We start from the raw sequence: 12,911 nt of genomic DNA, 5'->3' as shown, positions 1-12,911 counted from the left end.
CTCGCGTCAGGAATTACCCATTAGAAACGTCACCCGAGTGACATCCGGACGGAGGAGAGTGCAATGGTGAAGGGCTATGTCATCGCGAACGTCGATGTGACGGACCCGGAGAAATACGCCGACTATCGGCCGCTCTCCACGAAAGCGATGGAAGCGTTCGGCGGCAAGGTGCTGGTGCGTGGCGGCCAGAGCGAAACGCTCGAAGGCGAGTTCCACGCGCGCACCGTGGTGATCGAATTTGCTGATTTCGCTACCGCGAAGCAGTTTTATCATTCGGCCGAATACGCACTCGCGCGCAACGCGCGGGAAGGGGCGGCGCGAATGAACCTGATGGTCGTCGAAGGAGTCTGAGCGGTTCGATTCACGCTCAGGTCCGTCAAAAGTCCCCTAGACGCCGGTCACGCTGGATCGCCGGCTGAAAGAATTCACCGTCATTTCTTGAGGAAACCATGAGTGCTATCGTAGATATCATCGGCCGCGAGATTCTCGATTCGCGAGGAAACCCCACTGTCGAATGCGACGTCCTGCTCGAATCGGGCACGATGGGACGCGCAGCCGTCCCGTCGGGCGCATCCACGGGTTCGCGCGAAGCGATCGAATTGCGCGACGGCGAGACCGGCCGTTACGGCGGCAAGGGCGTGCTGAAGGCCGTCGAGCACATCAACACCGAAATTTCCGAAGCCATCATGGGCCTCGACGCGTCGGAACAGGCGTTCCTCGACAAAACGCTGCTCGAACTCGACGGCACCGAGAACAAATCGCGCCTCGGCGCGAACGCGATGCTGGCGGTTTCGATGGCTGTCGCGAAAGCGGCTGCCGAAGAAGCGGGCCTGCCGCTCTACCGCTATTTCGGGGGCTCTGGCGCGATGCAACTGCCGGTCCCGATGATGAACATCGTCAATGGCGGCGCGCACGCGAACAACAGCCTGGACATCCAGGAATTCATGATCGTGCCGGTCAGCCAGCCGACCTTCCGCGAAGCGCTGCGCTGCGGCGCCGAAGTGTTCCATGCGCTGAAGAAGATCCTGAGCGATCGCGGCATGAGCACGGCGGTCGGCGACGAAGGCGGCTTTGCGCCGAACTTCGGCAGCAACGACGAATGTCTGTCGACCATCCTGCAAGCTATCGAAAAAGCCGGTTATCGCGCGGGTGAAGACGTTTTGCTGGCGCTCGACTGCGCGGCGAGCGAGTTCTACCACGACGGCAAGTACCAGCTCGCGGGCGAAGGGCTGCAACTTTCATCGACGGAATTCGCCGACTATCTGGCGACGCTCGCCGATAAATTCCCGATCGTGTCGATCGAAGACGGCATGCACGAAAGCGATTGGGACGGCTGGAAGATTCTCACCGAAAAGCTCGGCAAGAAAATCCAATTGGTCGGCGACGATCTCTTCGTGACGAACACGCGCATCCTGAAGGAAGGCATCGACAAGGGCATCGCCAATTCGATCCTGATCAAGATCAACCAGATCGGTACGCTGACGGAAACCTTCGCGGCGATCGAAATGGCGAAGCGCGCGGGCTACACGGCCGTGATTTCGCACCGTTCGGGCGAAACCGAAGACTCGACCATCGCGGATATCGCGGTCGGCTTGAACGCAGGCCAGATCAAGACCGGCTCGCTGTCGCGCAGCGACCGTATCTCGAAGTACAACCAGCTGCTTCGTATCGAGGAAGACCTGGGCGATATCGCGAGCTATCCGGGCAAGTCGGCGTTTTACAACTTGCGCTAAAGCTTTCGGCCAATTGGACGTTAGTTAACTTTTCAGCCCGCCGCCCTGCGTTTTTTGAGACGCGGGGCGGCGCTTATTTCGGCTCCCTACATGCGGCTTGTTACTGTCGTCCTCATCTTCCTGCTGGCGCTGATCCAATATCCGCTTTGGTGGGGGCATGGTGGCTGGTTGCGCGTTCACGAACTGCAAGGTCAGCTCGCGCAACAAACCCAGAAAAACGCCGATCTCAAACTGCGCAACGAGCGCGTGCAGGGCGAGGTGCAGGATCTGCAAAACGGTACGGCGGCGGTTGAAGAGCGCGCGCGCTATGAAATGGGCATGGTGAAGGACAGCGAGGTATTCGTGCAGTTCGTCTCGCCGAATTCGCCCGCGCCCGCTAATTCCGCCAACGCGGCAGGGGCTAACACGTCGACGCGCGGTCAGGTTTCCGCTGCGCCGATGCGCGTGGTGCCGAATCCTGTTTCGCGATCGAAGGAAGAGCGCCGCGCCTTCGAGCGCAAGGCGACGAAGGAAAAGGAAGACGCGGCCAAGAAGAAATCGGCTGGCTGAAACGATTGGGCGTAAAAATGGGCGTAAAAAAAGCGCAGTTCGAAAGAACTGCGCTTTTTTTTCATCAACCGCTCAAGGCACATCTCACCAAGCGTATCCCGTGCTGTAACCGATCCCGACGCCGCTTCCCCAGCCGTGGCCCCATCCGCCGCCACCGCCGTAGTAGCTTCCATATACGCTGACAGGCGGCCGGTAATATTGCGACCACGCCTGCGCGGCGGCATCGGCGGCCATGGCGTGTTGTTGATCGGCGAGGGCTTGCGCGTCGATCTGGTTGTAGCGCTCTTGCTCATCCTTCGACAGCGGCTGAGCGGACTGCGTTTGCGCCGACGGCAAGCGGCTATACACCGGCGACGGCCCCGGCGGATCCATCATGCATCCGCCGAGCATCGACGCACCGATCAGCGCACCAGCAAGCAGGGACAAACGGCGATCCGACAACACGTTAATCAAGGGTTTCATATCGACCTCCAGCGGGCCGGACAATCAGACGAAACGTAAATCATAGCGCGTTGCCGAACGCGGTTGCAGGTTGCGGCCAGCGCGGTCCGATCGACTAAAAACCGCGCAAAAACCGTTGTAGATCAAGCCTCAATGACGCTGTTCGGGCGCTTGGCTCACACCTTGTGAGAGTTCGCCTGCGACAAAAAGTTGCGCCACATCGACCGGATCGAACTCGTAGCGCTGATTGCAATACTCGCAATGCACTTCGACGTGTCCACGCTCTTCGATCACGCTATCCACTTCCTCGCGACCGAGCATTTTCAGCATGCCGCCGACCTTCTCTCGCGAGCAGGTGCATTGGAAACGCGCCGGCGCCGGTTCGAAATGCTGCACTTTTTCTTGCCAGAAGAGCCGCCGGAAAACCGTTTCCGGTTCTTCCTTCAGCAATTCCTCATTCGAAAGCGTGCCGCCGAGATGGCAGACGCGCTGCCATGTGTCGGCGTCGTGTTCACCCGGATGCGGCACGATCCCGCCGTCGCCCGGCAGCTTTTGCAGCAGCATCCCGACCGCGCGATCCGTGTTTGCGGCGAGCCACATGCGCGTATCGAGCTGTTCCGAGTGATGCATATAGTGTTCCAGCACCTCGGCCATCGACGCGAGCGGGCCGTCGAGACCCGACAGCGGCACGATGCCTTGATAAGCCTGCTGGCCCGGCTTCTTGTCGTGCGGATCGAGCGTGATGACGCAGCGGCCCTGGCCGTTCTGGTTGAGCAGAGCGGGGAGAAGCATGTCGTCGGTGATGACGGCGTTGTCGACGAGCTTCGCCGTTGCGCGCAGCGACAGATCCGAATTGCACTGGACGACGAGCATCGCCACGGGACCGTCGCCGTAGATCTGCATGATGAGCGTGCCGTCGAACTTCAGATTCGCCGACAGCAACGCGCACGCCGCCATCATCTCGCCGAGCAGGTTGCGCACGGGCGCGGGATACGAGCGGCGCGCGAGCACTTCCTGCCACGTGTTTCGCAGCGAAACGATCTCGCCGCGCACCGGCGCCGAATTGAACATGAATTTTTGCAGCTGGTCGTTCACAACGTTGGTCCTTGATAACGGCGGCCAACTTGAACGTGCGAATTGGATTAGCCGATCCGCACGAGTTCCGCCTTGTAATAGTCGCGCTTGTCCGCGTAACTTTTCGTGCCCGAATGCATGCGGGCGATGTCTTCTTCCGTGATCTCGCGCACAGCTTTCGCCGGCGCGCCGAGAATCAGCATGTTGTCGGGGAAAACCTTGCCTTCCGTCACCACCGCGCCCGCGCCAACCAGACAGTTGCGGCCAATGACCGCTCCATTCAAGACCACGGCCTGAATTCCGATCAACGCGCCTTCCTTGACCGTGCATCCGTGCAGCATCGCCTGATGGCCGACCGTGACGTTCGCTTCAATCGTCAGCGGAAAGCCGGGGTCCGTATGGAGAACCGAGCCTTCCTGCACGTTGCTGCCGCGCCCGATCGTGATCGGCTCGTTATCCGCGCGGAGCGACGCGCCGAACCACACGCTCGAATTTTCTTCGAGCGTCACTTGCCCGATGATGGTCGCGCTGTCCGCGAGAAACACGCTTTCGTGGATATTCGGGGCGAAATCGCCGAGTTTGTAAATTGCCACGCTGTCTCCTGATGGTCGCGCCGGGCCGCGGTGTGCGTCGCGGGCCCGGGCGCTACAATGCCGCACATCGCGAACCGGCGCTCTTGTCGGCCCCTGTCCGCGCCAAGGCGCTATTTTAGCCGGTTGGCGAAAAATCCCGCCGTGCGCCGGCACTCAACGCGGAATTGCCTACGTTCTCGTCTTATGCGCACTCAATCTGAAGCACGCTCCGCCGCGCTCGCGGTGCTGATCGAACGCGATCCGGCCGTGAAAGCCGTCCGCGCGCGTCAGCTTTACGCCGATTTCCATTCGGGCGCGCTCGCCGTCGATCCCGCTGCGCACATCGATGCGCCTTCCGGCTTGCCAGGGCGCCCCGACGCGCCGCCGCTCGTCGAACCGTCGTCGCTCAAGCGCCGCTCGATGCAATCGGACGCCGGGCGCGCCGTCCTGCTGCACGCACTCGCGCATATCGAATTCAACGCGATCAATCTCGCGCTCGACGCCGTCTGGCGCTTTTCGTCGATGCCCACCGATTTCTATCTCGACTGGTTGAAAGTCGCCGCCGAGGAAGCGCACCATTTCACGCTCCTCACCACGCGGCTGGCCGCTTTCGGCCATGTCTACGGCGATTTTCCGGCCCACGACGGCCTCTGGGACATGGCCGAGCGCACACGCAGCGACGTTCTCGCGCGCATGGCGCTCGTGCCGCGCACGCTCGAAGCACGCGGACTGGACGCATCGCCGCCAATCCGAGCCCGCCTCGCGCAAGCGGGCGACCACGAATCGGCGGCGATTCTCGACGTGATACTCCGCGACGAAATCGGTCATGTGCTGATCGGCAATCGCTGGTTCCGGTTCCTCTGCGAGCGCGCCGCACGCGATCCGCACGCCGCCTACGCCGAACTCGCCACCCAGTATCACGCGCCAAAACTTCGCGGTCCGTTCAACTTCGAGGCCCGCCGCGACGCCGGTTTCGACGAAGCCGAACTGCGCGCGCTGGCCGGACTGGACGGCTGAAAAGCGTCTCGAAAATAAGCGCCGCAGCTACAATCGAACGATCATTCTTTTCGAAAAGCCGGACGACCATGAGCGATACCGTTTCAGAATTCGTGACCGTGCGCGGCGTGCGCCTGCATGTCCGCCGATCCGGCCCGCGCGACGCGCCGCAGCTTTTCATGCTGCACGGCTGGATGGACGTGGCTGCGTCGTTTCATTTCGTGACCGAGGCGCTCGGTGGCGGATGGCAGGTGATCGCGCCCGACGCGCGCGGTTTCGGGCTGTCGGACTGGCCGGCGGCGGCGCAGGGCGGCGGCCATTACTGGTTCCACGACTATCTCGCCGATCTCGACGCGCTTCTCGATCACTATGCGCCGGCGGGCCAGGTGAATCTGGTCGGCCATAGCATGGGCGCGAACGTCGTCGGCCTGTACGCGGGCGCGCGGCCCGGGCGCGTGCGCCGCGTGGTCGATCTGGAAGGGTTTGGGCTGGCCGCCGCGTCGCCGTCGCAGGCGCCCGCGCGGCTTGCGTCGTGGCTCGACGATCTGCGCGCGCCGCCCGAATTGCGCACGTATGCGTCGCTTGCGGAGGTCGCCGCGCGCCTGATCCGCACGAATCCGCGTCTCGCGCCCGAGCGGGCCGCGTATCTCGCGCCGCACTGGTCGCGCGAGGACGGCACCGGGCGCTACGAACTTCTCGCCGATCCCGCTCACAAGCAGCGCGGGCCGCTGTTGTATCGGGTGGACGAGGTGATGGCGGTCTGGTCGAAGGTGACCGCGCGCGTGTTGCACGTCGAGGCCGCGAATTCGCCGACGCTCGCGGCGATCGCGGGCGACGTGCCGATCGGCGAATTCAAGGCGCGTTTTACGGCGTTCCCCGACTGGCGCGAGAAAATTATCGACGACGCCGGCCATATGATTCACCACGATCAGCCCGAGCAGGTCGCGGCGCTGATCGATGCGTTTTGCGCGTAAATCCATGCGGGGCCGGCTGTGATGCGTTGCAGTAGAATGCTAGGAGAAATCCTAACCTGCTCACGATGAACGCCGATCTGCATTGCCATTCCAACGTCTCCGACGGCCTGCTCGCGCCCGCCGATGTCGCCGCGCGCGCGCATGCGGGCGGGGTGACGCTCTGGGCGCTCACCGACCACGATCAACTCGCCGGCCAGCGCGAAGCACGCGCGGCGGCGGAGTCGCTTGGCATGCGCTATGTCGCGGGCGTCGAAATTTCGGTGACCTGGGCGGGGCGGACGGTTCACGTCGTCGGTCTGAACGTGGACCCGGAATGCGAGCCGCTCATCACAGGGCTCGCCGCGACGCGCAACGGCCGCGCGGCACGCGGTGAAGCGATCGGCGAGGCGCTGGCGGCGGCCGGCATTCCCGGCGCGTTCGAAGGCGCGCTGCGCTACGCAAGCGATCCCGACACCGTTTCGCGTACGCATTTCGCGCGTTTTCTCGTGGAAGAGGGCTACGCCGCGTCCACGTCCGACGTGTTCGCGCGTTATCTCGGCGACGGCAAGCCGGGCTACGTCGGGCATCGCTGGGCGAAACTCGCTGACGCCATGTCGTGGATCAAAGCCGCGGGCGGCGATGCCGTGATCGCGCATCCCGGCCGCTACAATTATTCGCAGGTCGAATTCGCCGCGCTCTTCGACGAGTTCATCCAGCTCGGCGGCGAGACGATCGAAGTGGTGACTGGCAGCCACACGCCGGATCAATATCGCGAATACGCGGAGGTCGCGCGACGCTACGGCTTTTACGCCTCGCGCGGGTCGGATTTCCACGCGGCGGGCGAGGGCCGGATCGATCTCGGCATGCTTCCGCCGCTTCCCGCCGATCTCAAGCCCGTGTGGGAGCGCTGGGCCTGAGCGTCAAATCAGTGTCCTGCGGCGTGTCTTGCGCACGTTCCTTGCATCGCCGGGCGTTTCCCGTGCGCCACGAAGAACAATTAGACCGATATGTCTCAATACTTTCGAATTCATCCGGACAATCCGCAGCCGCGCCTGATCAACCAGGCGGTGCAGATCATCAACGACGGCGGCATCGTGGCGTTGCCGACCGATTCGAGCTACGCGCTCGCGTGCCATCTCGACGATAAAGACGCCGTCGAGCGCATCCGCCGCATTCGCGGGCTGGATGAGAAACAGTTGCTCTCGCTGCTGGTGCGCGATTTATCGGAGTTGTCGAATTTCGCGATGGTCGATAACCGGCAGTACCGTCTGATCAAATCCGTCACGCCGGGGCCTTACGTGTTCGTGCTGCAAGCGACCAAGGAAGTGCCGCGTCGGCTGTCGCATCCGTCGCGCAAGACCATCGGCCTGCGCGTGCCGGACCACGCGATCACCCTCGCGCTGCTCGAAGCGCTTGGCCAGCCGCTGCTCGGCTCCACGCTCATCCTGCCGCCCGATACCGAACCGATGAACGACGCCGAGCAGATTCGCGACCGGCTGGAAAAGCAGGTCGATCTGGTGATCGATGCAGGCGCGTGTCCGGCGCAGCCTTCTACCGTGATCGACCTGACTGGGCCGGAAGCCGTCCTCGTGCGTCCGGGGCGAGGCAGCCTGGAGCCTTTCGGCTTGACCGCGGATTAGCACGTTTCAGCCAAATGGCGCGCCCGAGCGCGGCCGGGCGAACGCATCGGTGCAATAAATTCCGACAGCTTTTTGCGGTGCAGGCATTATTCCCGGCGCGACCCGTAAAACCGCTCGCCATCCGGCGCACTTGGCTTTCCGCGTGACGACTTCCGTCAGCGCGGCTGCGAGTGGCGCCACAACTGCTTGATACAATAGCGAGCTATGGATTCTTCCCTGATACAGACAATCGCGGTCTACGCGCTCCCCGTCATCTTCGCGATCACGTTGCACGAGGCCGCGCACGGCTACGCGGCGCGCATGCTCGGCGACAACACGGCCTACGTGCTCGGCCGCGTTTCGCTGAACCCGATGCGCCATATCGACCCGGTCGGCACGATCCTGATTCCGCTCGTGCTCTATTTCGTAACGAGCGGCGCCTTTATGTTCGGCTACGCGAAACCGGTGCCCGTCGCCTTCGGCAACCTGCGTAATCCACGCTGGGGCAGCTTGTGGGTCGCCGCCGCCGGGCCGGGCAGCAATTTCGCGCAGGCGCTGATCTGGGGCGTGATCGCCGTGTTGCTGGCCGCGCTCAACGTCGACGAGCCGTTCCTCACGCGCATGGCGGCGGCGGGTGTCGGCGTGAATCTCGTGCTCGGCGTGCTGAATCTCTTTCCGCTGCCGCCGCTCGACGGCGGCCGCGTGCTGATGGCGTTGCTCCCGGTGCGCGCATCGCTTACGCTGCAAAAGCTGGAACCGTATGGCTTTTTCATCGTGATGGCGCTCGTCGTCTCGGGCGTGCTGACGCGTTATTGGCTCGGGCCGCTCGTGAATGCCGGCTATGTCGCGGTTTCGGCCGTTTTGAATCCCCTTGCTTCGCTATTTCAATAAAACCATGTTCCCTGACCGAATCTTCTCCGGCATGCGGCCGACAGGCTCGCTGCACCTCGGCCACTATCACGGCGTGCTGAAAAACTGGGTCCGGCTGCAGTCCGAATACCCGTGTTTCTTCGCGGTCGTCGACTGGCACGCGCTCACGACCCACTACGAAACGCCGGACGTGATCGAGAAGAACGTGTGGGAAGTGCTGATCGACTGGCTCGCCTCCGGTATCGATCCGGCGCAGGCCACGCTGTTCATCCAGAGCAAGGTGCCGGAACACGCCGAATTGTCGCTGCTGCTCGGCATGGGCACGCCGCTCGGCTGGCTCGAACGCGTGCCGACCTACAAGGAACAGATCGAAAAGCTGCGCGAGAAAGATCTCTCCACCTACGGTTTTCTCGGCTATCCGGTGCTGATGGCCGCCGACATCCTGCTGTACCGCGCGTCGCTCGTGCCGGTCGGCGAGGATCAGGTGCCGCACGTCGAAATGACGCGTGAAATCGCGCGCCGCTTCAATTATTTGTACGGTCGCGAGCCCGGTTTCGAGGAAAAAGCGCTCGAAGCGGCGAAGAAGCTTGGCGGCAAGCGCGCGAAGCTTTATCACGAATTGCGCGTCGCCTATCAGCAGGAAGGCAACGACGAAGCGCTCGAACAAGCGCGTGCGATGCTGCAGGAATCGCAGAGCCTCTCGATGAGCGACCGCGAGCGCCTGTTCGGTTATCTCGAAGGCGCGCGCAAGATCATCCTGGTCGAGCCGCAGGCGATGCTGACGGCGGCGTCGCGCATGCCGGGTCTCGATGGTCAGAAGATGTCGAAGTCGTATGGCAACACGATCGGTTTGCGCGAGGACGCGGAAACCATCGCGAAAAAAGTTCGCACGATGCCGACCGATCCGGCGCGCGTGCGCCGCACCGACCCGGGCGATCCGGACAAATGCCCGGTGTGGCAACTGCATCAGGTCTATACCGACGAAACCACGCACGAGTGGGTGCAGAAGGGCTGCCGGACGGCGGGTATCGGCTGTCTCGACTGCAAGCAGCCGGTGATCGAAGGCATTCTGCGCGAGCAGCAGCCGATGCTCGAACGCGCGCAAAAATACATGGACGATCCGTCGCTGTTGCGCGCGATCGCGGCCGACGGCTGCGACAAGGCGCGCAAATTCGCGGTGGAAACCATGCGCGACGTGCGCGACGCGATGGGCCTGTCGTACAACTGATGCGCGACTGATGCAGCCGACCGTTTTCACGCCGCCAACCGAAGCGTCGCGCTGGGTGCGCGAGTGGTCGCATCTGGTGGCGGCGGCCGGCGCGGTGCTCGATGTCGCGACCGGCAACGGGCGTCACGCGCGCTGGTTCGCGTCGCGCGGCCACGCGGTGCTGGCAGTCGATCGCGATGCCGACGCGCTCGCGCGTTTGTCCTCGGAGCCGAACATCAGGACGCGCGAAGCCGATCTTGAAAACGCGCCGTGGCCGCTGAACGCCGATGAAAAATTCGCCGCGGTCGTCGTGACGAATTATCTGCACCGGCCGCTCTTCGCGCAGCTTTTCGCGGCGCTGGCGCCGGGCGGCGTGCTGATCTACGAAACGTTCGCTGCCGGTAACGCGCAGTTCGGCAAGCCGTCGAATCCGGCGTTCCTGCTGGAGCCGGGCGAACTGCTCGCGGCGGTGCATGGCACGCTGCGTGTCATCGCTTATCAGGATGGTTTTACGCCCTCGCCGCGCGCATCCTGCGTGCAGCGAATCTGCGCGATCCGCGAGCGCGATGCTTCGCCGGATCGTCCCGAAACGGGTCTTACCGATCGTAACGAAGCCGCGAACCCGCCTCGTTACGATTTGCCGGGCTAATCCGCTACAATTGCTGTTTACCGATCAAATTCATAGCGTTTCATGACAAACGAAACACACGGCGGCATCCAGATCCGCGGCAGCATTCCTGCCATCGTCACACCGATGCACGAGGACGGTAGTCTCGATCTGCCGGCGTTTCGAAAGCTGATCGACTGGCATGTCGAGGAAGGCACGAACGGCCTCGTCGTGGTGGGTACGAGCGGCGAGTCGGCCACGCTCACGGTCGAAGAACACATCCTGATGGTGAAGACGGCGGTCGAGCATGCGGCCGGCCGCTTTCCGATCATCGCGGGCGCGGGCGGTAATTCGACGGCTGAAGCCATCGAGTTGTCGAAAGAGGCGAAGAAGGTCGGCGCCGATGCCACGTTGCAAGTCGTGCCTTACTACAACAAGCCGACTCAGGAAGGCATGTTCCGGCACTTCTCGAAAATCGCGGAATCGGTTGATATTCCGGTGATTCTCTACAACGTGCCGGGCCGCACCGTCGCCGATATGGCGAACGAAACCATTCTGCGACTCGCTTCCGTGCCGGGCATTATCGGCGTGAAGGAAGCGACGGGCAGCATCGACCGCGCGGCGCATCTCATCAAGCACGCACCGAAAGATTTCGCCATTTTCAGCGGCGACGATCCCACGGCCATCGCGCTGATGCTGCTCGGCGGTCACGGCAATATTTCGGTCACGGCGAACGTTGCGCCGAAGGCCATGAGCGAACTGTGCCGGGCGGCGCTAGCAGGCGACGCCATCACCGCGCGCAAGATTCACTTGAGCCTGCTTGCATTGCACAAGAACCTTTTCTGCGAGTCGAATCCGATTCCGGCGAAATGGGCGCTCCAGGCGCTCGGCCGCATGGAAGGCGGGATTCGTTTGCCGCTTACGCCGCTCGACGCGCGCTATCACGACATCGTGCGTGACGCGTTGCGCGAAACAGGGCTCGTGGCCTGATGGTCCGCGATACGGCCACGGCGCGTGAATGCGTCGTGGCCGTGTCGCGTGCCACCGAGTTTGGCCGCATCGCCAGTCATCAACCGTCGTTCATCGACCCGTTCCCGGCATCGACTCCAGGCAACGCGCTTTCAGCATCACGAAGGACCCCATGAAACGTTTCGCACTTTCCACTCACGCTCGCCGCCTGAGCGCGTTGTCGCTTGCTCTCGGCACGGTCGTCGCGCTCGCGGGTTGTGACACGCTGAACGACTGGCTCGCGCCGGATCGCGTCAATTACAAAGGCGCGGAAACTGCGCCGTCGCTCACCGTTCCGTCCGATCTCTCGACGGGCGACATCAGCCAGCGCTATGCCGCGCCGCCCAAGGTGAACGCGCTCGGCGGCGGCACCGAACGCCTGCTCACGCCGGCCGGCAACGCCACGCTCGGCGTGCCGACCGCGCAGGACCCGTACGGCATGCACGTCGAAAGCGACGGCGACCGCCGCTGGCTCGTGATCGACGGCCGCACGCCCGATCAAGTCTGGCCGCAGTTGCAGGAGTTCTGGCCCGAGAACGGCTTCACGCTCAAGACCGATGCGCCGCAGACCGGCATCATGATGACGGACTGGGCCGAAAACCGCGCGAATATCCCGGACGACTGGTTCAGGAAGAGCCTCGGCAAGCTGGTCGATTTCGCGTATTCGTCGGGCACGCGCGACCAGTTCCGCACGCTCGTCGAGCGTACGCAGGATGGCTCGACCGACATTTCCGTCACGCACAGCGCGATGGAAGAAGTGCTGACGGGACAGGACAAGACCGGCTCGCGCTGGGAAGCGCGTCCGCGTAATCCGGCGCTCGAAGCCGCGTTCCTCGCGAAGATCATGGAGAAGTTCGGCCTGACCGACGCGCAGGCCAAGCAGTTGCTGACCGATGCACGTCCGGCGGGCGCAAAAGTCGCCGTCGATCAATCCGCGGGCACCTCGACGCTTGATCTCTCGGAATCGTTCGATCGCGCGTGGTTGCGTGTCGGCCTGGCGCTCGACCGCACGAATTTCACGGTCGATAACCGTGACCGGACGAAGGGTCTGTACTACGTGCATTACTCGGATTCGATGCAGGAAATCAAGAAGGACGGCCTCTTCGGCAAGTTCTTTTCGAGCAACACGCCGAAGCCGACGCGTCAGTTCCTCGTGAACGTCCGTCCGAAGACCGACGGCGTGACGCAAATCGCCGTGGTCGATGCGAACGGGCAGGCCGATACGTCCACCGACGCGCAGCGCATCGTTTCGCTGCTGCACGCGCAGCTCAACTAACGTTGT

Annotated in this window: 15 protein-coding genes; 12 read left to right on the top strand and 3 right to left on the bottom strand. The window is 63.1% G+C overall.

Features of this window, described 5'->3' with window-relative positions; genetic code table 11:
* Positions 1 to 66 precede the first annotated feature (66 nt).
* From AC3D25_RS10015 to ftsB, 3 genes are all read left to right on the top strand, one after another.
* Positions 67 to 351 (top strand): DUF1330 domain-containing protein, encoded by a 285-nt coding sequence (locus AC3D25_RS10015; RefSeq protein ID WP_488889658.1) that lies wholly within the window; start codon positions 67 to 69, stop codon positions 349 to 351.
* Between the two features lie 98 nt (positions 352 to 449).
* Positions 450 to 1,733 (top strand): phosphopyruvate hydratase, encoded by a 1,284-nt coding sequence (eno, locus tag AC3D25_RS10010; RefSeq protein WP_488888251.1) that lies wholly within the window; start codon positions 450 to 452, stop codon positions 1,731 to 1,733.
* A gap of 90 nt (positions 1,734 to 1,823) precedes the next feature.
* Positions 1,824 to 2,282, top strand: a complete 459-nt coding sequence (ftsB, locus tag AC3D25_RS10005; protein WP_488888250.1) for a cell division protein FtsB — start codon at positions 1,824 to 1,826, stop codon at positions 2,280 to 2,282.
* A gap of 84 nt (positions 2,283 to 2,366) precedes the next feature.
* Here ftsB and AC3D25_RS10000 read toward each other — a convergent pair whose 3' ends face one another.
* From AC3D25_RS10000 to AC3D25_RS09990, 3 genes are all read right to left on the bottom strand, one after another.
* Positions 2,367 to 2,744, bottom strand: a complete 378-nt coding sequence (locus tag AC3D25_RS10000; protein ID WP_488888249.1) for a hypothetical protein — start codon at positions 2,742 to 2,744, stop codon at positions 2,367 to 2,369.
* A 129-nt stretch (positions 2,745 to 2,873) separates the two neighbouring features.
* Positions 2,874 to 3,818: an Hsp33 family molecular chaperone HslO gene (gene hslO / locus AC3D25_RS09995; protein WP_488888248.1), complete on the bottom strand. Its 945-nt coding sequence runs from the start codon at positions 3,816 to 3,818 to the stop codon at positions 2,874 to 2,876.
* Positions 3,819 to 3,865: 47 nt separating this feature from the next.
* Positions 3,866 to 4,390 carry a gamma carbonic anhydrase family protein gene (locus AC3D25_RS09990; RefSeq protein ID WP_488888247.1) on the bottom strand — a complete coding sequence of 175 codons (525 nt, stop codon included), beginning with the start codon at positions 4,388 to 4,390 and terminating at the stop codon, positions 3,866 to 3,868.
* A gap of 183 nt (positions 4,391 to 4,573) precedes the next feature.
* Here AC3D25_RS09990 and AC3D25_RS09985 point away from each other — a divergent pair, with 183 nt between their 5' ends.
* The 9 genes from AC3D25_RS09985 to bamC all read left to right on the top strand — a co-directional run bounded on the left by AC3D25_RS09985 (position 4,574) and on the right by bamC (position 12,905).
* Positions 4,574 to 5,386, top strand: coding sequence for a ferritin-like domain-containing protein (locus AC3D25_RS09985; RefSeq protein ID WP_488888246.1), 813 nt, complete (start codon positions 4,574 to 4,576; stop codon positions 5,384 to 5,386).
* Positions 5,387 to 5,454: 68 nt separating this feature from the next.
* Positions 5,455 to 6,339: an alpha/beta fold hydrolase gene (locus tag AC3D25_RS09980; RefSeq protein WP_488888245.1), complete on the top strand. Its 885-nt coding sequence runs from the start codon at positions 5,455 to 5,457 to the stop codon at positions 6,337 to 6,339.
* Positions 6,340 to 6,404: 65 nt separating this feature from the next.
* Positions 6,405 to 7,235, top strand: coding sequence for a 3',5'-nucleoside bisphosphate phosphatase (locus AC3D25_RS09975; protein ID WP_488888244.1), 831 nt, complete (start codon positions 6,405 to 6,407; stop codon positions 7,233 to 7,235).
* Positions 7,236 to 7,325: 90 nt separating this feature from the next.
* Positions 7,326 to 7,958: an L-threonylcarbamoyladenylate synthase gene (locus AC3D25_RS09970; RefSeq protein ID WP_488888243.1), complete on the top strand. Its 633-nt coding sequence runs from the start codon at positions 7,326 to 7,328 to the stop codon at positions 7,956 to 7,958.
* A 204-nt stretch (positions 7,959 to 8,162) separates the two neighbouring features.
* Positions 8,163 to 8,828 (top strand): site-2 protease family protein, encoded by a 666-nt coding sequence (locus AC3D25_RS09965; RefSeq protein WP_488888242.1) that lies wholly within the window; start codon positions 8,163 to 8,165, stop codon positions 8,826 to 8,828.
* 4 nt (positions 8,829 to 8,832) lie between these two features.
* Entirely contained in the window at positions 8,833 to 10,035 is a 1,203-nt protein-coding gene (locus AC3D25_RS09960) for a tryptophan--tRNA ligase (RefSeq protein ID WP_488888241.1), read from the top strand.
* 10 nt (positions 10,036 to 10,045) lie between these two features.
* A complete protein-coding gene (locus tag AC3D25_RS09955; RefSeq protein WP_488888240.1) occupies positions 10,046 to 10,663 on the top strand; it encodes a class I SAM-dependent methyltransferase in 618 nt (205 codons plus the stop codon).
* A gap of 42 nt (positions 10,664 to 10,705) precedes the next feature.
* On the top strand, positions 10,706 to 11,611 hold the full coding sequence (gene dapA, locus AC3D25_RS09950; protein ID WP_488888239.1) for a 4-hydroxy-tetrahydrodipicolinate synthase: 906 nt from the start codon (positions 10,706 to 10,708) through the stop codon (positions 11,609 to 11,611).
* A gap of 151 nt (positions 11,612 to 11,762) precedes the next feature.
* Positions 11,763 to 12,905: an NlpB/DapX family lipoprotein gene (bamC, locus tag AC3D25_RS09945; protein WP_488888238.1), complete on the top strand. Its 1,143-nt coding sequence runs from the start codon at positions 11,763 to 11,765 to the stop codon at positions 12,903 to 12,905.
* Positions 12,906 to 12,911 lie beyond the last annotated feature (6 nt).

The organism is Caballeronia sp. SL1002 (genome assembly GCF_057814995.1).
This window is presented reverse-complemented; position numbering and strand designations above follow the sequence as displayed.

Coding starts and splice junctions, on each gene's coding strand:
- eno (WP_488888251.1), top strand. CDS start 450: ATGAGTGCTATCGTAGATATCATCGGCCGCGAGATTCTCGATTCGCGA.
- ftsB (WP_488888250.1), top strand. CDS start 1,824: ATGCGGCTTGTTACTGTCGTCCTCATCTTCCTGCTGGCGCTGATCCAA.
- AC3D25_RS10000 (WP_488888249.1), bottom strand. CDS start 2,744: ATGAAACCCTTGATTAACGTGTTGTCGGATCGCCGTTTGTCCCTGCTT.
- AC3D25_RS09985 (WP_488888246.1), top strand. CDS start 4,574: ATGCGCACTCAATCTGAAGCACGCTCCGCCGCGCTCGCGGTGCTGATC.
- AC3D25_RS09980 (WP_488888245.1), top strand. CDS start 5,455: ATGAGCGATACCGTTTCAGAATTCGTGACCGTGCGCGGCGTGCGCCTG.
- AC3D25_RS09975 (WP_488888244.1), top strand. CDS start 6,405: ATGAACGCCGATCTGCATTGCCATTCCAACGTCTCCGACGGCCTGCTC.
- AC3D25_RS09970 (WP_488888243.1), top strand. CDS start 7,326: ATGTCTCAATACTTTCGAATTCATCCGGACAATCCGCAGCCGCGCCTG.
- AC3D25_RS09965 (WP_488888242.1), top strand. CDS start 8,163: ATGGATTCTTCCCTGATACAGACAATCGCGGTCTACGCGCTCCCCGTC.
- AC3D25_RS09960 (WP_488888241.1), top strand. CDS start 8,833: ATGTTCCCTGACCGAATCTTCTCCGGCATGCGGCCGACAGGCTCGCTG.
- AC3D25_RS09955 (WP_488888240.1), top strand. CDS start 10,046: ATGCAGCCGACCGTTTTCACGCCGCCAACCGAAGCGTCGCGCTGGGTG.
- dapA (WP_488888239.1), top strand. CDS start 10,706: ATGACAAACGAAACACACGGCGGCATCCAGATCCGCGGCAGCATTCCT.
- bamC (WP_488888238.1), top strand. CDS start 11,763: ATGAAACGTTTCGCACTTTCCACTCACGCTCGCCGCCTGAGCGCGTTG.